This is a genomic window from Tepidimonas ignava (genome assembly GCF_004342625.1).
Classification (GTDB): domain Bacteria; phylum Pseudomonadota; class Gammaproteobacteria; order Burkholderiales; family Burkholderiaceae_C; genus Tepidimonas; species Tepidimonas ignava.
The window spans coordinates 217384-240087 of the sequence record NZ_SMAH01000001.1 but is presented as its reverse complement, the minus strand read 5'-3'; the positions used below and the strand labels follow the sequence as shown (position 1 = coordinate 240087).

General features: G+C 68.8%; 23 protein-coding genes. 5 read left to right on the top strand and 18 right to left on the bottom strand.

From position 1 onward, the window contains the following. Nucleotides 1–7 precede the first annotated feature (7 nt). The 3 genes from rluB to EDC36_RS01155 are packed head-to-tail and all read right to left on the bottom strand — an operon-like array spanning nt 8 to nt 2478. On the bottom strand, nt 8–913 hold the full coding sequence (rluB, locus tag EDC36_RS01165; protein ID WP_132961414.1) for a 23S rRNA pseudouridine(2605) synthase RluB: 906 nt from the start codon (nt 911–913) through the stop codon (nt 8–10). Beyond that, nucleotides 910–1485 (bottom strand): SMC-Scp complex subunit ScpB, encoded by a 576-nt coding sequence (gene scpB / locus EDC36_RS01160; RefSeq protein WP_132961413.1) that lies wholly within the window; start codon nt 1483–1485, stop codon nt 910–912. The genes rluB and scpB overlap by 4 nt, the downstream gene beginning before the upstream one ends. 3 nt (nt 1486–1488) lie before the next feature. Next, nucleotides 1489–2478: an RluA family pseudouridine synthase gene (locus tag EDC36_RS01155; protein WP_243646410.1), complete on the bottom strand. Its 990-nt coding sequence runs from the start codon at nt 2476–2478 to the stop codon at nt 1489–1491. 82 nt (nt 2479–2560) lie between these two features. On the opposite strand from EDC36_RS01155, the gene EDC36_RS01150 reads away from it, so the two are divergent. Then, nucleotides 2561–3382 carry an outer membrane protein assembly factor BamD gene (locus EDC36_RS01150; protein WP_132961411.1) on the top strand — a complete coding sequence of 274 codons (822 nt, stop codon included), beginning with the start codon at nt 2561–2563 and terminating at the stop codon, nt 3380–3382. Between the two features lie 92 nt (nt 3383–3474). Here the strand turns inward: EDC36_RS01150 and rplI are convergent, their stop codons facing one another. The 5 genes from rplI to EDC36_RS01125 all read right to left on the bottom strand — a co-directional run bounded on the left by rplI (nt 3475) and on the right by EDC36_RS01125 (nt 7063). Next, complete coding sequence (gene rplI, locus EDC36_RS01145; protein WP_132961410.1) at nt 3475–3927, bottom strand: 50S ribosomal protein L9; 453 nt, start codon at nt 3925–3927, stop codon at nt 3475–3477. Between the two features lie 14 nt (nt 3928–3941). Then, the gene (rpsR, locus tag EDC36_RS01140) at nt 3942–4220 is read right to left on the bottom strand and encodes a 30S ribosomal protein S18 (protein WP_132961409.1); all 279 of its coding nucleotides are present in this window, start codon (nt 4218–4220) and stop codon (nt 3942–3944) included. Nucleotides 4221–4229: 9 nt separating this feature from the next. Beyond that, entirely contained in the window at nt 4230–4520 is a 291-nt protein-coding gene (priB, locus tag EDC36_RS01135) for a primosomal replication protein N (protein WP_132961477.1), read from the bottom strand. 23 nt (nt 4521–4543) lie between these two features. Beyond that, nucleotides 4544–4912 carry a 30S ribosomal protein S6 gene (gene rpsF / locus EDC36_RS01130; protein WP_132961408.1) on the bottom strand — a complete coding sequence of 123 codons (369 nt, stop codon included), beginning with the start codon at nt 4910–4912 and terminating at the stop codon, nt 4544–4546. A 63-nt stretch (nt 4913–4975) separates the two neighbouring features. Then, nucleotides 4976–7063, bottom strand: a complete 2088-nt coding sequence (locus EDC36_RS01125) for a sodium:solute symporter family protein (protein ID WP_132961407.1) — start codon at nt 7061–7063, stop codon at nt 4976–4978. Nucleotides 7064–7157: 94 nt separating this feature from the next. Between EDC36_RS01125 and EDC36_RS01120 the strand changes: the two genes are divergently transcribed. The 3 genes from EDC36_RS01120 to EDC36_RS01110 are packed head-to-tail and all read left to right on the top strand — an operon-like array spanning nt 7158 to nt 9338. After that, nucleotides 7158–8612 carry a DUF294 nucleotidyltransferase-like domain-containing protein gene (locus EDC36_RS01120; protein WP_132961406.1) on the top strand — a complete coding sequence of 485 codons (1455 nt, stop codon included), beginning with the start codon at nt 7158–7160 and terminating at the stop codon, nt 8610–8612. A gap of 38 nt (nt 8613–8650) precedes the next feature. Beyond that, nucleotides 8651–9088, top strand: a complete 438-nt coding sequence (locus tag EDC36_RS01115; RefSeq protein ID WP_132961405.1) for a putative toxin-antitoxin system toxin component, PIN family — start codon at nt 8651–8653, stop codon at nt 9086–9088. Between the two features lies 1 nt (nt 9089). Beyond that, on the top strand, nt 9090–9338 hold the full coding sequence (locus EDC36_RS01110) for a hypothetical protein (RefSeq protein WP_132961404.1): 249 nt from the start codon (nt 9090–9092) through the stop codon (nt 9336–9338). An 86-nt stretch (nt 9339–9424) separates the two neighbouring features. On the opposite strand, the gene EDC36_RS01105 is transcribed toward EDC36_RS01110, so the two are convergent. From EDC36_RS01105 to ppsA, 5 genes are read right to left on the bottom strand one after another with little or no spacing between them, the layout of a single operon-like run. Further along, on the bottom strand, nt 9425–11617 hold the full coding sequence (locus EDC36_RS01105; protein ID WP_132961403.1) for a 3'-5' exonuclease: 2193 nt from the start codon (nt 11615–11617) through the stop codon (nt 9425–9427). Next, nucleotides 11614–11991 carry a response regulator transcription factor gene (locus tag EDC36_RS01100; protein ID WP_132961402.1) on the bottom strand — a complete coding sequence of 126 codons (378 nt, stop codon included), beginning with the start codon at nt 11989–11991 and terminating at the stop codon, nt 11614–11616. Before EDC36_RS01100 ends, EDC36_RS01105 begins: the two co-directional genes overlap by 4 nt. A gap of 50 nt (nt 11992–12041) precedes the next feature. Then, nucleotides 12042–14771, bottom strand: a complete 2730-nt coding sequence (locus EDC36_RS01095) for an ATP-binding protein (RefSeq protein WP_132961401.1) — start codon at nt 14769–14771, stop codon at nt 12042–12044. A 36-nt stretch (nt 14772–14807) separates the two neighbouring features. After that, nucleotides 14808–15029, bottom strand: a complete 222-nt coding sequence (locus tag EDC36_RS01090) for a hypothetical protein (RefSeq protein ID WP_132961400.1) — start codon at nt 15027–15029, stop codon at nt 14808–14810. A gap of 19 nt (nt 15030–15048) precedes the next feature. Further along, the gene (gene ppsA, locus EDC36_RS01085; RefSeq protein ID WP_132961399.1) at nt 15049–17439 is read right to left on the bottom strand and encodes a phosphoenolpyruvate synthase; all 2391 of its coding nucleotides are present in this window, start codon (nt 17437–17439) and stop codon (nt 15049–15051) included. Between the two features lie 197 nt (nt 17440–17636). On the opposite strand from ppsA, the gene ppsR reads away from it, so the two are divergent. Next, on the top strand, nt 17637–18467 hold the full coding sequence (ppsR, locus tag EDC36_RS01080; RefSeq protein ID WP_132961398.1) for a posphoenolpyruvate synthetase regulatory kinase/phosphorylase PpsR: 831 nt from the start codon (nt 17637–17639) through the stop codon (nt 18465–18467). Nucleotides 18468–18474: 7 nt separating this feature from the next. On the opposite strand, the gene EDC36_RS01075 is transcribed toward ppsR, so the two are convergent. The 5 genes from EDC36_RS01075 to EDC36_RS01055 all read right to left on the bottom strand — a co-directional run bounded on the left by EDC36_RS01075 (nt 18475) and on the right by EDC36_RS01055 (nt 22701). Then, nucleotides 18475–19350, bottom strand: a complete 876-nt coding sequence (locus EDC36_RS01075; RefSeq protein ID WP_165902778.1) for a lytic transglycosylase domain-containing protein — start codon at nt 19348–19350, stop codon at nt 18475–18477. A gap of 8 nt (nt 19351–19358) precedes the next feature. Beyond that, nucleotides 19359–19727: a hypothetical protein gene (locus tag EDC36_RS01070; protein ID WP_132961396.1), complete on the bottom strand. Its 369-nt coding sequence runs from the start codon at nt 19725–19727 to the stop codon at nt 19359–19361. Nucleotides 19728–19862: 135 nt separating this feature from the next. After that, a complete protein-coding gene (locus tag EDC36_RS01065) occupies nt 19863–21716 on the bottom strand; it encodes a sodium:solute symporter family protein (RefSeq protein ID WP_132961395.1) in 1854 nt (617 codons plus the stop codon). 16 nt (nt 21717–21732) lie between these two features. Next, on the bottom strand, nt 21733–21993 hold the full coding sequence (locus EDC36_RS01060) for a DUF4212 domain-containing protein (protein ID WP_185969571.1): 261 nt from the start codon (nt 21991–21993) through the stop codon (nt 21733–21735). Between the two features lie 135 nt (nt 21994–22128). Then, on the bottom strand, nt 22129–22701 hold the full coding sequence (locus EDC36_RS01055; protein WP_132961394.1) for a histidine phosphatase family protein: 573 nt from the start codon (nt 22699–22701) through the stop codon (nt 22129–22131). Nucleotides 22702–22704: the final 3 nt, after the last annotated feature.

Sequence of the window (22704 nt, the reverse complement as noted above, 5' to 3'; positions counted from 1 at the left end):
TGTGATTTTAGCTGTTGCGCGCCGGCTTGGGGCGACTGGGTCGCGGCCCCGGCCCGCGCGGCGGGCCGCTGCGGCGCCGCGGCGGCTGCGGGCGCTGCGGCAGCGCCATGCCGGCCTGTTGCAGCAAGGCCTGCACTTGCGGCGCCGGCAACTCCATCCAAGCGCCGCGGCGCAGCCCGCGTGGCAGCGTCACCTGGCCGTAGCGCACCCGGATCAGGCGGCTGACCACGTGGCCCACCGCTTCGAACAAGCGCCGCACCTCGCGGTTGCGCCCCTCGGCCAGCACCACCCGATACCAGCGGTTGGCGCCGCTGCCGCCGGCGTCGTCCAGCGCCAGCACGCGCGCCGGGCCGTCGTCCAGCGTCACGCCGTCGAGCAGGCGCTGGCGCTCCTGCACGCTGAGCGCTCCCAAAATGCGCACCGCGTACTCGCGCTCCAGGCCATAGCGCGGGTGCATCAAGCGGTTGGCCAATTCGCCCGAATCGGTGAACAGCAGCAGCCCTTCGGTGTTGATGTCAAGCCGCCCCACCGCCATCCACTTGCCGCTGCGCAGCCGCGGCAGGCGCGCAAACACGGTGGGGCGGTTTTGCGGGTCGTCCAGCGTCACCACCTCACCGGTGGGCTTGTGGTACAGCAGCACGCGGGGCAAGCGCGTCGGCTCGGCGCGCCAGCGCACCAACTGACCGTCGAGGCGAATCACATCGCCCGCGGCCACGCGCTGGCCCGTGTGGGCCGGCTGTCCGTTGACGGTGACGCGGCCAGCCGCGATGGCCTGCTCCATGTCGGCACGCGAGCCCAGCCCCAACTGGGCCAGCACTTTGTGCAGCTTGACGCTGCTCGGCGACGCGTCCGCCGCGACCGTACGGGCGCGGCGCGGGCGGCTCGGGGGGCGCGGGGTGGGTGGGTTGTTCATGGTGTGTTGGGTGGTTCCGGGGGTTCGGGGGCCAGGCCCGGCAGTTCCGGGCCGGGGTCGGCGGCGTCGTGCAGCGCCGGCAAGGCCGCCAGCGACGGCAGGCCCAAGTCATCCAAAAACTGCCGCGTGGTGGCGTACAGCGCGGGGCGTCCGACGGTGTCGCGGTGCCCGACGACCTCGATCCAGCCGCGCTCTTCCAACTGGCGCAGGATCGGGGTGCCGATCGTCACGCCGCGGATGGCCTCGATGTCGCCACGCGTCACCGGCTGCCGGTAGGCGATGACCGCCAGCGTTTCCAACACGGCACGGCTGTAACGGGGAGGTTTTTCCGGATGCAAGCGCTGCAAAAACGGGTGGACATGGGGCCGGCTCTGGAACCGCCAGCCATCGGCCACCTCCACCAACGCCAAACCACGCCCCTGCCACGCCTGGCCAAGGTCGTGCAACGCAGCCAGCACCTCGGTGCGTGTCAGCGTGCCGTCGAACAGCGCCATCAACTCCGCCAACGGCAGCGGCCGACCGGCGCACAACAGGGCCGCTTCCAGTATGTGTTGGGCCTCGTTGCGCTCCATACCCTACTCCACCGCCCCGTCCGGTTCGTCGCCGGGCCACAAAAGCGCGCGATTGTAGTGCAGACCCGCGGCCTCGATGGCCTGCTGCACATCGGCCGGCAACGCGCTGTCCCACACCATCCAGCGGCCCAGCACCGGGTGCCGCAGCCCCAGGCGCGCCGCGTGCAGCGCCTGCCGCGCCAGCCCCCACGCCGCGCGGCCGCCGTACAGCACGTCGCCCACCAAAGGGTGGCCCAACCACGCCAGGTGCACGCGAATTTGGTGCGTGCGGCCGGTGTGCAGGCGGCACGCCACCAGCGTGGCGGCCGCGTTGCCGTCCACCACGCGCACGTCGGTGCGGGCGGGCTTGGACGTCGGGCTGCCGTGCGGGTGCACGGCCATGCGCAGCCGCTGGCGTGGGTCGCGCCCGATCGGCTGCTCGACCGCCACCTCGGCCCCGCCTGACCAACGGCCGTGCGCCAGCGCCACGTAGATGCGGCGCACGCGTCGCGCCGCGATGGCCGCCACCAGCGCGTCATAGGCCGACGCGCTTTTGGCCACCACCATCAGGCCGCTGGTGTCTTTGTCCAGCCGGTGCACGATGCCCGCGCGCGGCAGCGCCGCCGCCCCGGCATGGTGCGCCAGCAGGCCGTTGAGCAGCGTGCCGCTCCAGTGCCCGGCCCCGGGGTGCACCACCATCCCCACCGGCTTGTCTAGCACCAGGATATGCTCATCCTCGAACACGATGGGCAGCGCCATGGTCTGCGGCGTGTAGGCCAGGGCCTGCTCGCTGGGCCGCAGCAGCACGCGCAGCGGATCGCCGACGCGCAAGCGCAGCGCGCTTTTGCGCACCACACGCCCCGCCACCTGCACCGCGCCGTCGTCGATGAGCTGCTGCAGGTAGGTGCGCGAAAACGCCGTCAGCTGCTGCGCCAGCCAACGGTCCAGCCGCTGGCCGTGGCCCGCAGCGTCCACGGTCAGCTCGCGCAGCTCGCTGCCTTCGTCGTCGTCCATCCCCTCAGGGGGGCACGGGGCCTCTATAATTTTTTCCATCTCGATTGCAGGCGCGGCAGCGCGCCTTCTGGGGCGCCACCCGATGAAACCGTTCGCATTATCCGTTGCTCCGCTGCGTCGCCCCACCGTGGCGGCGGCCGTGGCCCTGGCCCTGCTGGCCGGTTGCGCCAGCGGCCCCGAAAAAGACGTCACCGCCGGTTGGAGTCCCAACAAGCTCTACGCCGAAGCGATGGACGAGCGCGCCGCGGGCAACTACGACAAGGCCATCCAGTACTTCGAAAAGCTCGAAGGGCGTGCCGCCGGCACCCCGCTGGCGCAACAAGCCCAGCTCGAAAAAGCCTACGCACACTACAAAAACGGCGAGCCCGCGCAGGCCATCGCGACGCTGGACCGCTTCATGCGCTTGCACCCGGCCAGCCCGGCGCTGGACTACGCGCTGTACCTCAAAGGCTTGGTCAACTTCAACGACAACCTGGGCTTGTTTGGCTTTATCTCGCAGCAGGATTTGTCCGAGCGCGACCAAAAAGCCGCGAAGGATTCGTTCGAGGCGTTCAAGCAGTTGGTCGAGCGCTTCCCCGACTCGCGCTACGCCCCCGACGCGCGCCAGCGCATGGTGTACATCGTCAACGCGCTGGCCCAGTCGGAAGTCCACATCGCACGCTACTACTACCGCCGCGGCGCCTACGTGGCGGCGATCAACCGCGCGCAACAGGCCATTCGCGACTACACCAACGTGCCCGCCGCCGAAGAAGCCCTGTACCTGCTGTACAAGTCGTACGAAGCCTTGGGGCTGGAACAACAGGCCAACGACGCGCGGCGCGTGCTGGAGGCCAACTTCCCGGCCAGCCCTCTGCTGACCCGTGGCCTGCAACGCGACAGCGGACCCTGGTGGAAGCTGTGGTGAGTTGAAAAACAACGACGGGCCGCCCGGTGGGGACAGCCCGTCGTTGGCGGCGGGGTGCCGGGCTGCGGTGGCAGCCCGGACTGGCCCTGGTTTCAGACCGTCTCGCCCAACACCTGGACGTTGACGTCCACCACCACGTCGGTGTGCAGGGCGACCTGCACGGTGTAGTCACCGACGTTTTTGAACACGCCGTTGGGCATGCGCACCTGCGACTTGTGCACCGCGAAGCCGGCCTTGTTGAGCTCGGCCGCGATGTCGTGGTTGGTCACCGAGCCGAACAAGCGCCCATCGACGCCTGCTTTTTGCGTCACCTTGATGGTGAAGCCGGCCAGCTTTTCACCGACGGCCTTGGCCTCGGCCAGCTTGGCCGCTGCGGCCTTTTCGAGTTCGGCGCGGCGCGCGTTGAACTCGTCGATGGCGGCTTGCGTGGCGCGGCGTGCGCGGCCCGTGGGGATCAGGTAGTTGCGGGCGTAGCCGTCTTTGACCCTGACGATATCGCCGAGGTTGCCCAGGTTGACGACCTTGTCGAGCAGAATCACTTGCATGGTGGTGGGCTCCTTCAGACGCGGTGCTGGTCGGTGTACGGCAGCAAAGCCAGGAAGCGCGCGCGTTTGATGGCGGTGGCCACCTGACGCTGGAAAATGGCGCGCGTGCCGGTCAGGCGCGCCGGGATGATCTTGCCGTTTTCGGCAATGAAATCCTTGAGCGTGTCGATGTCTTTGTAGTCCACCTCTTCGACGCCGGTGACGGTGAAGCGGCAGAACTTCTTGCGCTTGAACAGCGGGTTGCTGTTGGCGCGCTTGGGCCGGTTGGCCGAGTTGCGTTGCGGTGCAGCCATGATGGTTTCCTACTGCGGTTCGAATGCCTGAATGTGTAAGACGACGCCGTGTCCACGGCGCGGGGAGGCGAGAAAGCCTTCGCACCGCAATCCGCTGCCCAGATCGGTTCGGGCCAGCCGCTCGGCCAGCGTCCCAAAGGCCACGGCCTTCAGGCGCAGGGTCACGAGGCGCTCGCCCCCGGCCTCGCTTTGCAGCGACTGGTGCTCCAGCACCACGTCCTGCGCGGCCAGACCTGCTGGCGTGTAGCGCAGCGCCGATTTCTCGGCCAGCCGCGCCTCCAGCTGCAATCGGTTGGTCAACGGATGGACGGCGCTGGGCGCCCTCAAGCGGCGGCTTCCTGTTGCGCCTGGGCCTTGCGCGCTTCCTCGCGTTCGACGGCCTTCATCATGGCCGAAGGACCCGTTTCAGCCTTTTTCTTCTGCACCACCAGGTGGCGCAGCACGGCGTCGTTGAAGCGGAACGCCGTCTCGAGCTCGGCCATGACCTCTTTGCCGGCCTCGATGTTCAGACACAGGTAGTGCGCCTTGGACAGCTTGTTGATCTGGTACGCCAGCTGACGGCGGCCCCAGTCTTCCACACGGTGGATGATGCCGCCGCCGGCGGTGATCATCCCCTTGTAGCGCTCCAGCATGGCGGGCACCTGCTCGCTCTGATCCGGGTGGATCAGCATGACGATTTCGTAGTGACGCATGAACTCTCCTTGTGGAAAAACTGCCACCCCGGCGTCGCTCGGGTGTGGCAAGGAAGCTAGCGATTATAGCCCGCCGGCGGCTGGCGCGCGCAAGCGCCTCACCCACGCGCGCCGCGCCGCCGGGGGGGCTGGCGTGAGCAGGCTGACCACCACCAGCGCGGCGGCGCTGGCCGGCACGCCGAACACCCCGGCCGCGATGGGATCGATGCCCCACCACAGCCCCGGCTCGCCACCCACGCCCAGCCAACCGCGCAACCACGGCTGGTTGACCACCATGTAGCCCAGCGTAACCCCGACACCGGCCACCATCGCCGCCACCGCGCCGGGGCCGTTGGCGCGGCTCCAGAATACCCCCGCCACCAGCGGCACGAAAAACGCCGACGCCGCCAACGAAAACGCCGCCGCCACCAGCGGCAGGATGTCGGCCGGCCGCTGCGCCGCCAGGTAGGCGGCCAGCAGCGCCACCACCAGCAGCATCACCTTGGACAGTGTCACGCGCCGCGCGGTGGCGGCCTGGGGGTCGAGCGTCTTGTAGTACACGTCGTGGCTGAGTGCGCTGGTGATGGCCAGCAGCAAGCCGTCCGCCGTCGACAGCGCCGCCGCCAAGCCCCCGGCCGCCACCAGCGCCGCCACCACGTAGGGCAGCCCCGCGATTTCGGACGCCGCCAGCACGATGATGTCCGCGCCCAGCGTGATCTCGCCCCACTGCAGCACGCCGTCGCGGTTGACGTCGCGCACCGACAGCAGCGCCGGATCGACCCGGCTCCACGCCGTCACCCACGCTGGCAACTGGTCCACCCGCATGCCCACGAGCTGGCTCAGCACCTCGTGCTTGACAAACACCGCCAGCGCCGGCGCTGTCACGTACAGCAAGGCGATAAAACCCACGCCCCACACCACCGACCAGCGCGCCGCGGCCACCGTGGGCACCGTGTAAAACCGCACCAGCAGGTGGGGCAGCGACGCCGTGCCCACCATCAGGCAAAACACCAGCGCCAAAAAATTACGGCGCGAGGTCTCGAACGCCTCGCGCTGGGGCGCGGCGCCGTGGGGGTCGCCCGCAAACGGCTCCGCCTGCGGCGCCACGCCCGCCAGCGGCTGCGCGCGTGCCTGGGCGTGCGCCCATTGTTGGCGCCACAACGCCTCGGCGGCCGCGGCGTCGCGCGGCAGGCGCAACAGCGCGCGCTCGGTGGCCGCGATCTCGTGCGCATCGGCCCCCAGCTGGCGCAACGCCTGCAGGTGGCCCTCGAGTTGGTCGCGCTCGCGTTGCAGCGCGGCGGCGGGGTCGCGCAGGCGTTCGGCCAGCACGTGCGCCTGGTTGGCCCACACCCGCTGCACATGGCGCTCGGCCGGGTCGTCACGCAGCGCCTGCTCGCGCTGCAGCACACGCTGCAACTGTTCCCCGTAGGTCAGCAGCGCCAGCGGCGAGCCGGTCTGTTTGTACGACAGCCACGCCACCGGCACCGCAAACGCCAGCATCAACACGATGTACTGCGCCACCTGCGTCCACGTGATGGCGCGCATGCCCCCCAAAAACGAACACACCAGGATGCCCCCCAACCCCAGGAAGACACCCACCTCGAACGCCAGGCCAGTCAGGCGCGACGTGATCAACCCCACGCCGACGATCTGCGCCACCACGTAGACGAACGAGCACAACAGCACCGCCACCACCGCCAGCAGCCGAGGCACGGTGCCACCGTAGCGCTCGGCCAGAAAGTCAGGAATCGTCAACCCGCCGTAGCGGCGCAGGTACGGCGCCAGCAGCACCGCCACCAGCACAAAGCCGCCCGACCACCCCAGCACAAACGCCAGCCCACCAAACCCCTGCAGGTACAGGGTGCCCGCCAGCCCGATGAACGAGGCCGCCGACAGCCAATCGGCCGCCAGCGCCATGCCGTTGAACAGCGCCGGCACACGCCGCCCGGCCACGTAGTATTCGGTGGCGTCGACCGTGCGTGCCGCCAAGCCGATCGTGGCGTACACGCCCAGCGTGGCCAGCAAAAAGGTCAGGCCGATGGCCATGCGCGACACCCCCAGGTGCTCCAGCGCACCCAGCAGCACCGTGAACAACACGAACGCCAGCGTAAAGCGGGCGTACAGGCGCAGCAAAACACGCTGCGATGGAACATCGGCGGTGGGCGGTTGCATGCCAGGGATCCGCGGCCGCGCAGCGGTGGCTGCCGGCGCACACGGCGGTGTACGATGCGATGATCTTAGCGCCAACCCGATCCGATGCCCCGCCATGCCCGAGCCGCCAACCTGTCTCGATGACACGCTGACCCTGACCTCGACGCCGGTGCGTTCGCTGCTGCGCCGCGCGCCCATCTGCGTGCCCCCCGAGCTGCCGGTGCGCGCGGCGGCGCAGACGATGCGCGAGCACAACGTGTCGTCGGTGCTGGTCACCGACGGCGACACGCTGCGCGGCATCGTGACCGACCGCGACCTGCGCAACCGCGTGCTGGCCGCGGGGCTCGACCCCCAGCGGCCGGTCATCGAGGTGGCCACCACCGCAGTGCAAACGGTCGACATCGGCGACGCGGCCTTCGATGCGCTGCTGCTGATGGCGCGCCTCAACATCCATCACGTGCCCGTCACCGACGGCGCCCGCGTGGTCGGCCTGATCTCCAGCAGCGACCTGCAGCAGCGGCAAAGCGACTCGGCGGTGGTGCTGGCCCAAGCCATTTACCAGCAAGACAGCGTGGCCGAGCTGCAGGCGGTGGCGGCGCGCGTCCCCGCGCTGCAGCGCCAGTTGGCCGCCGCCGGCACCAGCGCGCACGCCACGGGGCGCCTGGTGTCGGCCATGACCGACGCCATCACCACCCGGCTGCTGCAACTGGCCGAACGGGCATTGGGGCCGGCGCCGGTGCCGTGGGCGTGGGTGGCGGCCGGCTCACAGGGCCGCAACGAACAAACCGCCCAAAGCGACCAGGACAACTGCCTGGTGCTGGACGACGCCTACGACGCGGCGCACCATGGGGCCTACTTCGAGGCGCTGGCGCGGTTTGTGTGCGACGGTCTCAACGCCTGCGGCTACGTATACTGCCCAGGCGAGATGATGGCGCTGACCCCGATGTGGCGCCAGCCGTGGAGCCGTTGGCGCGAGTACTTCATGCGTTGGATCGAGACGCCCGACCCCAAGGCGTTGATGTTGACGTGCGTCTTTTTCGACCAACGCTTCGTCGCCGGCGAGCGTGCGCTGCTGGACACGCTGCGGGCCGAGGTGCTGGCACGCACGCCCAAGCAGCGCATTTTTCTGGCGCACATGGTGTCCAACGCACTCACCCACACACCGCCGCTGAACTGGCTGGGCAACTTGCAAACCATCCGCGGCGGCGAGCACGACGGCACCATCGACCTCAAGCACAGCGGCATCGTGCCGATCATCGACCTGGCGCGTGTCTACGCCCTGGCCGGCGGCATCGGTGCCGTCAACACCCGCGAGCGCCTGTTGCACAGCGCCGACAGCGGTGAAATCACCCGCGAGCGGGTGCGCGACCTGCTCGATGCGCTGGAGTTTTTGACCACGCTGCGCGTGCAGCACCAGGCGCGCCGGCTCGAAGCCGGACAGCCGGCCGACAATTTTTTGCGCCCGGACGAACTGTCCGCCCTGGAGCAGCGCCACCTCAAGGACGCCTTCGCGGTCGTCAAGGCGTTGCAAGGGGTGCTGGAAAAACGCTACCTGGCCGGGCGCTTCTAGCGCGAACACGCCAAGGGCTTGGCGTCTCTGGCGATATCATGGACAATATGATCGCCAGGATCGTCCTCGACACGAATGTCCTGGTTGCAGCCAGTCGCAGCCGTCATGGCGCGTCTTTCGCGCTGTTACACGCCGTGCGGCAGCGTCGGTTGCGTCCGTTGGCGTCTGTACCGTTGATGTTGGAGTACGAAGCGGTGCTCAAGCGGTGTGCGCATGAAGCGGCGTTTCGTGCCGTGCCGGTCGATACGTTTTTGGATGCGTTGTCGCTTTTTATCGAGCCGGTGACCCTGCATTACTTGTGGCGTCCCCAGCTGCCCGACCCAAGTGACGAAATGGTGCTGGAAACCGCGCTCAATGGCCGCGCCGATGCGTTGGTCACCCACAACGTGGCTGACTTTGCCGCAGCGGCCAAGCGGTTTGCTTTGCCGCTGCTGGCACCGCGGCAGTTGGTATCGTCTTGGCACGAGGACCTTTGAAATGGCCCAATACGCGCTTCGCTTACCCGACTCGTTGATGGCCTACGCCAAACAACTGGCGCAGGAGGAGCACGTGTCGATGAATCAGCTGTTTCTGACCGCGATCGCCGAAAAGATCTCCGCCCTCAAGACGCAAGCCTACTTCCGCGAGCGGCAGCAAAGGGGCAGCGAAGCGGCGTTCGACCAATGGCTCGACGCCGTGCCCGATGCCGCGCCAACCCCGGGCGATGAGTCCCCGTCGACGGACTGAGCGTCAGCGACCGTTGGCCCTGGTGATGCGGCACCGGCAGCCGCTGGCTGTTGAAAACGGGCAACGGAAAACGGGCAACGCCCGCCTCAGTACGTCAGCCGGGCGTAGTAGGTGCGCTCGGCCGCCTGGCGCGCCTGGCCCAGGGTGACGATGCCCTGCTGCGCCAGCAGCGGGATGAGGCGCAAAAACACCTCGGCCGTCACCAGCGCATCGCCCAGCGCGGTGTGGCGGCCCAGCACGGCGATGCCAAAGCGCGCGGCGATCTCGTCCAGGCTGTGCGAGGGTTGCTCCGGATGCACCACCGCCGACAGCAGCAAGGTGTCCAGCACCGGCTGGTCGAAGCTGACCCCCACGAGGCGTTCCTTGAGCTGCAAAAACCGCATGTCGAACGCTGCGTTGTGCGCCACCAGCACGGTGTCGCGGGCAAACGCGTGGAACGCCGGCAGCACCTGCGTGATGTCAGGCTGGCCACGCACCATCTCGGGCGTGATGCCGTGGATCGGGATCGAGGCGCGCGGGATGGGGCGGCGCGGGTCGACGAGCTGCTCGAAACTTTCGTGGCGCAACAAGCGCCCGTTGACGATGCGCGTGGCGCCGATCTGGATGATTTCGTCACCGTCGGACGGGTTGAGGCCGGTGGTTTCGGTGTCGAACACGGTGTAGGCCAGCTCGGTCAGCGGCACATCGTCCCACGCGCGCGCCGCCGGGCTGACGCGAAACAGGTCGAAGTCGTAGAACTCCGGGCGGCTTTCGACGCGCGCTGCGGGTTGCGCTTCGACGCTGGCGGTCGGTGCCGCGGACGGCAGCAACAGCCGCAAACAGGTCTGCCCTTGGGCCGGGTCGTCTTGCACCCAGGCGTCGCCGCCATGGCGCTGGGCCACCTCACGCACAGCCCCGTGGGCGCTGCCCTCGGCGTCGCTGTCCACCCACCCCTGGCAGCGCGCGGCGCTGGCGTGCACGGTGGGCCACGCCAACTCCAACGTCACGCGCACCGCCGCCCCTACCCCGGAGGCTGGTGCCAGCCTCAGCGCCACGCGCTCCACCCCGCCGTCCTGCGCCAGGCGCTGCACGAAGCGCTGCAACGCGTGGGCCAGGCCCAGGCTTTCCACCCGCAGCCAGCACGCCGGGTCGGGCTCGCGCACGTCGATCTGTACGCCCGGCACTTCGGCCAGGCGGCGTTGCAGCACGGCCAGCACGTCGGCCCCCAGCATGTCCTCCAACGGGGCGTGCGCCGTCGTGTCGGCCAGCCCTTCGCGCGCGACCTCGTGCAGGCGGTCGCCCAGCGCCACCACCTCGTCACGGATCACGGCCAGCAGCCGCTCGCGCAGCGCCGCGTCGGCGTCGGGCAGCTGCAGCACCTCGACGGCCGCGCGCACGTTGCCGACCGCGCGGCGCGCCGCCTCGGTCAAGTTGGCCCACAGGCGTTGCTGCTGCGCGGCCTGCTCGTATTCGCGCGTGATGTTGTCCAGCACCAGCACGAACCCCGCCATGGCCGCGGGGTCGGTGTCGCGCGGGCGGCCCTCCTCTTCGACCAGCCGCACGGGGGCCACCTGCACGCGCAGCAACTGCCCGCCCCGCGTGGCGGTGACGAACTGGGTGCTGGGCTGCGCCGCCCCCTTGCGCAGGCGCTGGCGCAGCTCGTCCAGCGCGTGGGCGAGCACGGCGCGGTCCAGCACGGTGTAAATCGAGCGGCCCAACCCCAGCAGCTCGGCGCCGCCCAACCCCTGCGGCGCTTGCGACAACGCACGCACCTGCAACCGGGCGCGGTTGTTGTACAGCAGCACGCGGCCATCCAGGTTGCAGACGATGACGCTTTGCGTCAGCTCGGCCATCAGCGCGGCCAGGCGGCGCTTTTCTTGCTCGATGTCGCGCGCGGCGGCGCGCACGCGCTCGTCCACCTCGCGTCGCCAGCGCTCGCGCTGCCGCACCAGCTCGTTGAACAGGTGCGCCACCCGGCGCACGTCGGCCGGTCCGCGCTCGCGCAGCGTCGGGGGTGGGTCGGCGGTCAGCAGCACGGCCGCTTCTTCGGCCAGACGCCGCCAGGGGTGCACGCCGACGTCGAAGGCGCGCTGCAGCCCCCAGCCGATCGCCGCCATCCCGAGCAGCCACATCAGCAGCACAAAACCCCAACGGTCGCCCAGCAGCTCCAGCATGCGCTGGCGCGCCTCCGGCTCCAGCGTGACGGCGATCAATCCGACGGTCACCCCCAGCCAGGCCAGCGACACCGCCGCGGCCCCGGCCAGCAGCCACCACAGGCGGCGATCGACCCGCCGTTTCATCGCGGCGTCTCCAGCAGCTCACGCACGCGCTGCACCAGGTCGGCGGTGGCAAACGGTTTGGTCAGGTAGGCGTCGGCCCCCAACGCCAAACCGCGGGCGACGTCGCTGTCGCGTCCCTTCGCGGTCAGCATCACCACGCGCACCGACGCCAACGCGGGGTCGCTGCGAATCAGCCCGCAGACCTCAAAGCCGTCGCGCCGCGGCATCATCACGTCCAGCAACACCAGATCCGGCCGCCACTGCTGCACGGCCTGCCAACCCTCTTCGCCGTCGTGCGCGCAGCGCACCTCGTAGCCCTCGCGCCGCATCAAAAACTCCAGGGGCAGCAAGATGTTGGGTTCGTCGTCGACGATCAGCACGCGCGGGGCGACCATGGTGGTTGTCTCCTGAAGTGGTGACGCTGCGGGCGCCGCTTCACCGCGCTTTAGTGTACGTCGGCCGTCTGACGTGGCGCCAACAGCGGCAGCTCGATGATGAAGCACGCCCCGGGGCCGGCGTCGGCATCCAGCCACAGCCGCCCACCCAGGTGCTCGACGATGCGGCGGCTGATCGGCAAGCCCAGGCCCGTGCCGCCACGGGCCGCCTTGCCTTGATGAAAGCGCTCGAAAATCGTCTCGCGTTCGTCGGGCGGCACGCCAGGGCCGTTGTCGAGCACCGCCACCCGCACCCAGGCGCGCTCGGCCTTGCCCCCAGGCTCAACGCGCACCTGCACCCAGCCGGTGCCGTCGTCAGGGACGAAACGCGCGGCGTTGGACAGCAGGTTGAGCAGCACCTGCTGCAGCCGGTCGGGGTCGGCGTGCACCACCGCTTGCGGCAGCGCGGTGCGCAGCTCCAGCCTGGCGTGGCGCGCCTGCAGCAACGGGTCAGCGGCGGCGGCAGCATGGTGGACGAGCTGCACCAGATCCACCTCGGCGTTGGCCCAATCGGCACGCCCGGCCTCGATCTTGGCCAGGTCCAGCACCTGGTTGACCAGACGCGACAGCCGCTGCGCCTCATCGACGATGACACCCAGAAACTGCCGACGCTGCTCATCGGGCAGCCCCGGCTCGTCGCGCAGGATTTCGGCCAGCGCCCGAATCGACGTCAGCGGCGTGCGCAGCTCGTGCGTCACCGATGACATGAAGTCGTCCTTGAGCCGGTCGAGCTCCTGCAGCCGCGCGTTGGCGGCTTGCAACTGCCGGGTGGCCTGCTCCAACGAGCGCGACAGGGCCTTCAAGCGGCTGGTTTCTTGCAACAAGTCGAGCACGTCGTCCAAGGGCAACGGCTGCTCGTGCACCACCGAGGCGACCAGGCGGCGCGCCGAAGCGCTGCCCACCGTGCCGGCCAACTGGGTTTCGACCCATTGCACCAACGCCGCGTCGGCTTCCAGCCCCGCCAACGGCACGCCGCGCTGGCGGGCCTGCTCGGCCAGCCGCGCCTGGGCCTGTTCGGCCCCCAGCACCCGCACCAACAACGCCCGCAGCGCCGGCAGTGTGGCCTGCCCGCGCCACAGCACCGGCAGGCTGTCGCCGTCGTCGCCGTGGGCACCGCGTGGCTGGGTGTACAGCATGGCTTGCGCGGTCTCGGCCACCCCCGGCGGGCGCGCCAACGACACGCCGACGTACAGCGCCACGTTGACCAGCAGGCTCCAAAACAGCCCGTGGGTCAGGCCATCGAACCCCTGCAACCCCAGCAACGCCTCGGGCCGCAGCAACGCCCAGCCGAACAGGCCCTGGTCCACCCACCCGCGGGGCAGCCAGCCCGATTGGGCCAACGACGGCAACATCAGCGTGTAGGCCCACACGGCAAACCCCCCGAGCAACCCGGCCAGCGCCCCGGCGTGGCTGGCGCCGCGCCACAGCAAGCCACCGAACAGGGCTGGCGCAAACTGCGCCACCGCCGCAAAGCTGATGAGGCCGATGCTGACCAACGCGTAGGCATCGCCCGCGACGCGGTAGTACCCGTAGCCCAGCAACAGCACCAGCACGATGGCGCCGCGCCGGATGCGCAGCACCGCCCGCCGCAGATCACCGTCGGCCTGCGTGACGCTGCGGTGGCGCAGCCACCACGGCAGCACCAGGTCGTTGCACACCATCGTGGCCACCGCGATCGACTCCACGATGACCATGCCGGTGGCGGCCGACAGCCCCCCCAAGTACACGAGCAGCACCAGGGCCTCCAACCCCATGGTTTGCGGCAGGCGCAGCACGAACAGCTCGGCCTGCCCGGCGGCCTGCGGCCCCCACAGCAGCAGGCCGGCCAGCGCCAGGGGCAGCACGAACAGGTTGATCAGCCACAGGTACAGCGGAAACACCCACGCCGCGCGGCGCAGGTGGCGCTCATCCTCCAGCTCCACCACCATGACCTGAAACTGCCGTGGCAGCAGCAGCACCGACAGGCCCGCCAGCAACGTCAGCGCCGCCCAGCTCGACCAGGCGAACGCCCCTGGGTCACCCAACGCCAGCAGGCGCGCCAATTCCGGCACCGCCTGCGCCCGCCGCAGCAAGTCGGTCGGACCGCCGAACAACCCCCATGTCACGGCCACGCCGGCCGCCACAAAGGCCACCAGCTTGACCAGCGACTCCAGCGCGATGGCCGTCACCATGCCGGCGTGGCGCTCGGTGCCGTCCCAGTGCCGCACCCCAAACACGATGGTGAACGCCGCCAGCCCCAGCGCCAGGTACAGCGTGCTGTCGCGCCACCACGCCTGCGCCTGCGCCACGTGCAGGGGCTGCCCGGTGACCACCGCGGTGGCCACCGCGATACCTTTGATCTGCAGCGCGATGTAGGGCACGATGCCCACCACGGTGATCAGGGTGACGGCGCCGGCCAGCAGCGGGCTTTTGCCGTAGCGGTTGGCGATGAAATCGGCGATGGTGGTGATGCGCTGCTGGCGCGCGATGCGCACGATGCGGCGCAGCACCACCCAGCCCAGCACCATGGCCAGCGTGGGGCCGAGGTAAATCGGCAAAAACCACAGCCCACCGCTGGCGGCCCGCCCGACGCTGCCGAAATAGGTCCACGCGGTGCAGTACACCGCCAACGACAGCGCGTACACCCACGCGCTGCGCGTGGGCGAGCGCCCGCTGCGTGCGCGCGCGTCGGCCCAGTGCGCCACCGCAAACAACAACCCCAGGTACGCGAAGGCGGCGCTGGCGACGATGGCGGTGGACATGGCCGACAAGCCCTTGCGTCGTGCGCGCCGGCCGCATCAGTCGGGCGCGCGCTCCATCCACCACCCCAGCACGGCGATCAGCACCGCCCAGACGCCAAACGTCGCCACCGCCCACGGGGCGGGCAGCCCGGCTTCGTCGGCCAGCGTTGCCCACACCCCGAGCAGCGGAAAATTGAACGCCATCACCCCAGCCGCCCACAGCGCCCACAAGCGCGCCGTCACAGGGGCGCGGGAGGTGGCGTCGCGGGGGCGGTCCATGGGCCAGGCGCCTTGGCGATCAACCCTTGGCCAAGCGGTGCCAGGTGTCCACCACGGTGTCAGGGTTGAGCGAGATCGAGCTGATGCCCTTGTCCATCAGCCAGCGGGCGAAGTCGGGGTGGTCGCTGGGGCCTTGCCCGCAGATGCCGATGTACTTGCCCTGCGCCCGGCAGGCCTCGATGGCGCGCTCGATCAAGGCCAACACGGCCGGATCACGCTCGTCGAAGTCGTGCGCCAGCAGCTCCAGGCCCGAGTCGCGATCCAGACCCAGCGTGAGCTGCGTGAGGTCGTTGGAGCCGATCGAGAAGCCGTCGAAATGCTGCAAAAACTGCTCGGCCAGGATGGCGTTGCTCGGGATTTCGCACATCATGATGAGCTTGAGATCGTGCTCGCCGCGCTTGAGCCCCATCGAGGCCAGCAGCTCGGTGACGCGCTGGGCCTGCGCCAGCGTGCGCACGAACGGCACCATCACCTGCACGTTGGTCAGCCCCATGTCCAACCGCACGCGCTTGAGGGCCTCGACCTCCATCGCAAACGCCTCGGCGAAGTCGTCGCTGATGTAGCGCGCCGCACCGCGGAAACCCAGCATCGGGTTTTCTTCGTCGGGCTCGTAGCGGCTGCCGCCGATCAGTTTGCGGTACTCGTTGCTCTTGAAGTCGCTCAGCCGCACGATGACGGGCTTGGGCCAGAACGCGGCGGCGATGGTGGCCACGCCTTCGGCCACCTTGTCGACGTAAAAGGCGCGCGGGCTGGCGTGGCCGCGCGCGGCCGACTCCACCGCGCGCTTGAGGTCGGCGTCGACGTTGGGGTAGTCCAGGATCGCCTTGGGGTGCACGCCGATGTTGTTGTTGATGATGAACTCCAGCCGCGCCAGCCCCACGCCGCCGTTGGGGATCTGGGCAAAGTCGAACGCCAGTTGCGGGTTGCCCACGTTCATCATGATCTTGACCGGCAGCTCGGGCATGGCGCCGCGCTGCACCTCGGTCACCTCGGTCTCGAGCAGCCCTTCGTAAATGTGGCCGGTGTCGCCCTCGGCGCAGCTGACGGTGACCAACTGCCCGTCCTTGAGCGTCTCGGTGGCGTTGCCGCAGCCCACCACGGCCGGGATGCCCAGCTCGCGCGCGATGATGGCCGCGTGGCACGTGCGCCCGCCACGGTTGGTGACGATGGCGCTGGCGCGCTTCATGATCGGCTCCCAGTTGGGGTCGGTCATGTCGGTGACCAGCACGTCGCCCGGCTGCACCTTGTCCATCTCGGCGATCGAGTGCACGATGCGCACCTTGCCGGTGCCGATTTTTTGGCCGATGGCGCGGCCCTGCGCCAGCAACGGCCCCTTGGCCTTGAGCTTGTAGCGCAGCTCCACCTGGCCGCTGGCCTGGCTTTTGACCGTCTCGGGGCGGGCCTGCAGGATGTAGATCTGGCCGTCCACGCCGTCCTTGCCCCACTCGATGTCCATCGGACGCCCGTAGTGTTGCTCGATGACCAGCGCGTAGCGGGCCAGCTCCAGCACCTCGGCGTCGGACAAGCAGTAGCGGTTGCGCTGCTCGGGCGGCACGTCCACCGTTTTGACCAGCTTGCCGCCGGCGGCCTTGTCCTCGTCGCTGGCAAACACCATCTGGATCAGCTTGCTGCCCAGCGTGCGCCGGATGATGGCCTGTTTGCCCGCCTTGAGCATGGGCTTGTGCACGTAGAACTCGTCGGGGTTGACGGCGCCTTGCACGACGGTTTCGCCCAAGCCGTAGCTGGCGGTGATGAACACCACGTCCTCAAAGCCGCTTTCGGTGTCGATCGTGAACATCACCCCCGAGGCGCCCAGGTCCGAGCGCACCATGCGCTGCACACCGGCCGACAACGCCACCTCGCTGTGCGCAAAGCCCTTGTGCACGCGGTAGCTGATCGCACGGTCGTTGTACAGGCTGGCGAACACCTCCTTGATCTTGTGCAGGATGTGCTCGATGCCCACGACGTTGAGGAAGGTCTCCTGCTGACCCGCGAACGACGCGTCGGGCAGGTCTTCGGCCGTCGCAGACGAGCGCACCGCGTAGCTGGCGTTGAGGCCGCCGTCGAGCTTGGCGTAGGCCTCGCGGATGGCGGCTTCGAGCGCGGGCGGGAACGGCTGCGCCTCGACCATGGCGCGGATCTCGGCGCCGGTGGCCGCCAGCGCCTTGACGTCGTCGGCATCCAGCGCCGCCAGCTTGGCGTGGATGCGCTCGTCCAAGCCGCCGTGCTTGAGGAACTCACGAAACGCGTGCGCCGTCGTGGCAAAGCCCGTGGGCACGCGCACCCCTTGCGGCAGCTGCGAAATCATTTCGCCCAGGCTGGCGTTTTTGCCACCGACGATTTCGACGTCGGCCATGCGCAGTTGCTCGAACGGCACCACCAGCGCGTCAGCGGGGAAACGGTTGGACATGATGAACACTCCTCGATGGTTGGAAAACCGGGGTCGCGGTGCGGCGTGGTCGGGGTTGTCGTTGTTGTCGTGTCGGCCGCCGCGGGGGCGCCGGGCACGCCATGGGCGTGCGCCAAGCTCGCGCCCGCTGCCGCGATAATGGCGTGATTGTAGTCGGCCACCCCGCCGCGCCCAGCCCTCGCAAGCCCTTTGCCACCATGACCAGCCACGCCAACCGCAGTGTTTTTTTCGTGTCCGACGGCACCGGCATCACCGCCGAGACGTTCGCCGACGCGCTGCTGCGGCAGTTCGAAATCCGCCCCAAGCGGGTGCGTCTGCCGTTCGTCGACAACGCCGACAAGGCCCACCAGGCGGTGCGCCAGATCAACCACGCCGCCGCCGTCGATGGCACGCGGCCGCTGGTGTTCACCACCGTGGTCAACATGGAGGTGCTGCAGGTGCTGCAACAGCACTGCCAGGGCATGCTGATCGACATGTTCGGCACCTTCATCGCGCCGCTGGAGCACGAGCTGGGCATGAAGTCCAACCACCGCGTCGGGCGCTTTTCCGACGTCACCAAAAGCCGTGAGTACCACGACCGCATCGAGGCGATCAATTTCACGCTGGAGCACGACGACGGCCAGACCAACGACAACCTGGAAAAGTCCGACGTCATCCTGATCGGCGTCAGCCGCAGCGGCAAAACGCCCACCTCGCTGTACCTGGCGCTGCAGTTTGGCCTCAAAGCGGCCAACTACCCGCTGATCCCGGAAGACTTCGAGCGCCGCCAACTGCCGCCGGCGCTGCTGCCGCACAAGAAAAAGCTGTTCGGGCTGACGATCGACCCGCAGCGGCTGAGCGAAATCCGCCACGAGCGCCGCCCTCACTCGCGCTACGCCAGCTTGGAAAACTGCCGCTACGAGGTGCGCGAGGCCGAAGCGCTGATGCGCCGCGCCGGCGTTCGTGTGCTGTCCACCACGCACAAATCGATCGAAGAAATCGCCACCATCATCCGGCAGGATCTGGAGCAGATCCACGGCGGGCGCTGAGACGCCGCTAAGGGGTGGCAGGCGCGACGTGGCGGGGCGCGCGGTAAAACTGCAACACCCGCTGCACATAGGTGCGGGTCTCGGCGTACGGGGGGACGTGGCCGTAGCGCTCCACCGCGCCTTCGCCAGCGTTGTAGGCGGCGCTGACCAGGGCGACGTCATCGTCGAAGCGCTGCAGCAACCAGCGCAGGTAGCTCAGGCCGCCGCGCACGTTTTGCTCCGGGTGCAAGGCATCGCGCACCCCGAAACGCTCGGCCGTGCCTGGCACCAGTTGCATCAGCCCGCGGGCGTTGCGCGGCGACACCGCGCTCGGGTCGAAATCGGACTCCGCGCGGGCGATCGCCAACGCCAGCCGCGGGTCCACCGCGTAACTCGGTGCCAAGCGTTGAATCAGGCGCGCGTGGCGCCGTTTGTGCATGGGCAGTTCGGCCACGTAGCGCTCGACCTCCTCATGGGGCACAGGTCTGGGGGTGGCGTCCGGCGCCGCGGTCACGTGCTCCAACACCGGCGCCGCCCCGCCGGTCAGGCACGCCGGCTGCTGCGCCTGCAGCACCTGGGTGCCCTGCAGGGCCAGCAGATCCTGCGCCGCCCGGTGGTGCCCCAGGGCAGCCGCTTGGGCCAGCAGCGCGATGCCCTCCTGCCGGTGCTGCGTTTGCCCATGCTCCAACAACAAGCGACCCAGGCGGTGTTGGGCTTCCAGGCTGCCGTGACGCGCGGCCAAGCAATACCACGCCGCCGCCTGGGTACGGTCATGCCGCTGCTCGGCCTGCCAGGCATCGTGCAGCCAGCGCGCCCTTTGCGGCGGCTCATCGTGCCAGACGGGCGCCGGCAACGGCGACTCCACGGTCTGCCCGGCCACGGTGGCGCTGACGCACAGCGCCACCCCGGCGATCAAACCGCGGGCTTGCCGCGCCCCACGCGCCGCCCCAGACCGATGCCGTGCGCGTGGCGGCCCAGCGCGAACGACAGAAAAATCTTCACCCACAGCGTGGACCCCGCGATGGCCACCCATTCCTCGTAGGCCAGCCACCCCATCAACACCGACACGATCACGCCCACCAGCACCCCGCCGGCGACGAGGTTGAGCGCGAGCTCGTACGGTGCCCAGCGCGCTGCATTCGCCGGCGGTTCACCCTTGCGCAGCGCAACCTCGGAAAAATCACGCCGCACGGCGATGCGCCAGGCGCGGCGCAGCCAAAAAAAGGCCACCGGAAACAACACCAGAAAAAACAGAATCTTGATCGGGTAAACGCTGATCATCACGGTCCATCCTACAAGCGAAAGGCCCCGCCGGCAAGGGACGGGGCCGTTGAAAGCTGCGGCGGCGCTCGTGGCACCGCGCCGCGCGGTCACGCAAGGAGCGGGGCCAGCCATGCCCCGCCCCTTGCCCAGGGGTCAGTGGCCGACCGCCGCGCCCGCGCCCTTGGGCACGCGCACCGATTCGACCAGGTCCTGGATGTGGGCCGGCACCGGCTTGGACACCGCGCTGACCGCGAACGCCACGATGAAGTTGACGATCGCGCCCACGGTGCCAAAGGCTTCAGGCGTGATGCCAAAGAAGCTGTTGGCGCCACCGATCAGGTCCAGGTACTCCGTACCCTTGACGAAGAAGATGCCCTTGTGCGCGAACACGTAGAACAGCGTCACGAACAGGCCGGCCAGCATACCCGCCACCGCACCGGAGCCGGTCACCTTCTTGCTGAAGATGCCCATCATCAGCGCCGGGAAGATCGTCGAGGCGGCGATCCCGAAGGCCAGCGCCACCGTACCGGCGGCGAAGCCCGGCGGGTTCAGACCCAGGTAGCCCGACACGATGATGGCGAACACCATCGCGATCTTGCCGGCCAGCAGTTCGTTTTTCTCACTGATGTTCGGGTTGATAGCCCCCTTGATGAGGTCGTGCGAGATGGCCGACGAGATGGCCATCAGCAAGCCCGCCGCGGTGGACAACGCCGCCGCCAGGCCGCCCGCCGCCACCAGCGCGATCACCCAGTTGGGCAGCAGCGCGATTTCAGGGTTGGCCAGCACGATGATGTCAGCGTTGACGGTGAGCTCGTTGCCCTTGAGGCCCGCGGCTTCCGCCTTGGCCTTGATCGCTTCGTTTTTGGTCTTGTCGTTGTAGAACTGAATGCGGCCGTCGCCGTTCTTGTCTTCGAACTTGAGCAGGCCGGTCTTTTCCCAACGCTTGAACCACTCGGGGCGCTGTTCGTACGGCAAGGCCGCCTCGGGCGCCAGCAGATCGGCGTTGGCCTTGACTTTATCGGCGTTGACGCGCACGCCGCCGGCCGGGTCAGGCTCCACGCCCACCGCGGTGTTAACGGTGCCGATCAGGTTCAGGCGCGCCATCGCCCCCACCGCCGGCGCGGTGGTGTACAGCAGCGCGATGAACACCAGCGCCCAGCCAGCCGACGCGCGTGCATCAGCCACCTTGGGCACGGTGAAGAAGCGCACGATCACGTGCGGCAAGCCCGCGGTGCCGATCATCAGCGACACGGTGTAGAAGAACATGTTGAGCTTGCTGCCCGCCACCGACGTGGTGTAGGCACCAAAGCCCAGGTCGTTGAGCACCTGGTCGAGCTTGGCCAGCAACGCCACGTCGGTGCCCGCCAAATTCGAGCCCAGACCCAGCTGCGGCAGCACGTTGCCGGTGAGCGCCAGCGAGATGAACAGCGCCGGCACCAGGTAGGCCAGGATCAGCACGATGTACTGCGCCACCTGGGTGTAGGTGATGCCCTTCATGCCGCCGAACACCGCGTAAGCAAACACGATCGCTTGGCCGATGTAAATGCCGGTCTCGCTGGACACGCCCAAGAAGCGCGAGAACGTCACGCCCACCCCGGTCATCTGCCCGATGATGTAGGTGATCGAGGCCACCAGCAGGCAGATCACACCGACGTTGCGCGCGGTCTGGGAGTAATAACGGTCACCGATGAACTCGGGCACCGTGAACTTGCCAAACTTGCGCAGGTACGGCGCCAGCAAGCACGCCAGCAGCACGTAGCCGCCGGTCCAGCCCATCAGGAACACGGCGCCGCCGTAGCCCATGTTGGAGATGAGGCCGGCCATCGAGATGAACGACGCCGCGCTCATCCAGTCGGCGGCGGTGGCCATGCCGTTGGTCACGGGGTGCACGCCCCCGCCAGCGACGTAAAAGTCGGAGGTGCTGCCCGCGCGCGCCCACACGGCGATGCCGATGTACAGCGCGAACGTGGCCCCGACGACGAGGTAGGTCCAAAGTTGCAGGCTCATGTCGTGGTGCTCCGCGTCAGTCTTCGGCCATGCCGAACTTGGCGTCGATCTTGCGCATCTGCGCCGCGTACCAGAAGATCAACGCGATGAACACGTAAATGGAACCCTGCTGGGCAAACCAAAAGCCCAGCGGGTAGCCCCCCAGTTTGATGCTGTTGAGCGCGTCGGCAAAGATGATGCCGGCGCCATACGACACCAGGAACCAGATGACCAGCACTTTGGTCAGCAGCCCCAGCGTCGCGGACCAATAGGCCCGGGCGTTGTCGTTCAGGGACATGGATGCTCCTCGGATGGTTGTTGCGAACCGGCGGCCGCGGCCGCCCCGATCGCATCACCGGTGGCGATGCGTCAGGTCGCACTGTTGCGGTGCAAACTTACAGCCTGCTGAACGAAACTGGGTTTCACCCCTTTTCTAAGGGAAAACACCGAGAGCCGGCAGCGCCACGACACGCCACTGCCCCCACCCCGGCGCATGCGCCGGCCATTGGTCGGCGCGCGCCAGCGCGGCGGGCCCATGCTCCAGCAGCCACTGCACGGCCCGTATCACGCCCGCGTGGGTGATCCAGACGACGTCGCCGCCGAGATGCCGGGTGTGCAGCTCGCCCAGCGCGGCGTGCACACGCCGCAGCAGGTCGGTCACCGACTCCCCGGCGCCGGGGCGATGGTGGGCAAAGTTCGCCACCCAGGCGTCCAACGCGGCCGCACCGATGTCGTCCCAGCGCTGGCCTTCCCACGCGCCAAAGTCGAGCTCATCCAGCCGTTCATCGCAACGCCACGCCCCGTGTGGCGGCGCACCCAGCGCCTGGGCCAGCGCACGCGCACGTTGCAGGCGCGAGTGCCAACCCGTCCACCGGGGCGGCAAAGCGCGGCGCAGCGCCTCGGCCGCTGCCGCGGTGGCTCCCCGCTCGGCGGGCACATCCCAGCGGCCGTAGCACACCCCTGGGGCCACCTCGGGCGCTGCGTGGCGCACCAACCACAGGCGCATGCC

Coding starts and splice junctions, on each gene's coding strand:
- rluB (WP_132961414.1), bottom strand. CDS start 913: ATGAACAACCCACCCACCCCGCGCCCCCCGAGCCGCCCGCGCCGCGCC.
- scpB (WP_132961413.1), bottom strand. CDS start 1,485: ATGGAGCGCAACGAGGCCCAACACATACTGGAAGCGGCCCTGTTGTGC.
- EDC36_RS01155 (WP_243646410.1), bottom strand. CDS start 2,478: ATGGACGACGACGAAGGCAGCGAGCTGCGCGAGCTGACCGTGGACGCT.
- EDC36_RS01150 (WP_132961411.1), top strand. CDS start 2,561: ATGAAACCGTTCGCATTATCCGTTGCTCCGCTGCGTCGCCCCACCGTG.
- rplI (WP_132961410.1), bottom strand. CDS start 3,927: ATGCAAGTGATTCTGCTCGACAAGGTCGTCAACCTGGGCAACCTCGGC.
- rpsR (WP_132961409.1), bottom strand. CDS start 4,220: ATGGCTGCACCGCAACGCAACTCGGCCAACCGGCCCAAGCGCGCCAAC.
- rpsF (WP_132961408.1), bottom strand. CDS start 4,912: ATGCGTCACTACGAAATCGTCATGCTGATCCACCCGGATCAGAGCGAG.
- EDC36_RS01125 (WP_132961407.1), bottom strand. CDS start 7,063: ATGCAACCGCCCACCGCCGATGTTCCATCGCAGCGTGTTTTGCTGCGC.
- EDC36_RS01120 (WP_132961406.1), top strand. CDS start 7,158: ATGCCCGAGCCGCCAACCTGTCTCGATGACACGCTGACCCTGACCTCG.
- EDC36_RS01115 (WP_132961405.1), top strand. CDS start 8,651: ATGGACAATATGATCGCCAGGATCGTCCTCGACACGAATGTCCTGGTT.
- EDC36_RS01110 (WP_132961404.1), top strand. CDS start 9,090: ATGGCCCAATACGCGCTTCGCTTACCCGACTCGTTGATGGCCTACGCC.
- EDC36_RS01105 (WP_132961403.1), bottom strand. CDS start 11,617: ATGAAACGGCGGGTCGATCGCCGCCTGTGGTGGCTGCTGGCCGGGGCC.
- EDC36_RS01100 (WP_132961402.1), bottom strand. CDS start 11,991: ATGGTCGCCCCGCGCGTGCTGATCGTCGACGACGAACCCAACATCTTG.
- EDC36_RS01095 (WP_132961401.1), bottom strand. CDS start 14,771: ATGTCCACCGCCATCGTCGCCAGCGCCGCCTTCGCGTACCTGGGGTTG.
- EDC36_RS01090 (WP_132961400.1), bottom strand. CDS start 15,029: ATGGACCGCCCCCGCGACGCCACCTCCCGCGCCCCTGTGACGGCGCGC.
- ppsA (WP_132961399.1), bottom strand. CDS start 17,439: ATGTCCAACCGTTTCCCCGCTGACGCGCTGGTGGTGCCGTTCGAGCAA.
- ppsR (WP_132961398.1), top strand. CDS start 17,637: ATGACCAGCCACGCCAACCGCAGTGTTTTTTTCGTGTCCGACGGCACC.
- EDC36_RS01070 (WP_132961396.1), bottom strand. CDS start 19,727: ATGATCAGCGTTTACCCGATCAAGATTCTGTTTTTTCTGGTGTTGTTT.
- EDC36_RS01065 (WP_132961395.1), bottom strand. CDS start 21,716: ATGAGCCTGCAACTTTGGACCTACCTCGTCGTCGGGGCCACGTTCGCG.
- EDC36_RS01060 (WP_185969571.1), bottom strand. CDS start 21,993: ATGTCCCTGAACGACAACGCCCGGGCCTATTGGTCCGCGACGCTGGGG.
- EDC36_RS01055 (WP_132961394.1), bottom strand. CDS start 22,701: ATGCGCCTGTGGTTGGTGCGCCACGCAGCGCCCGAGGTGGCCCCAGGG.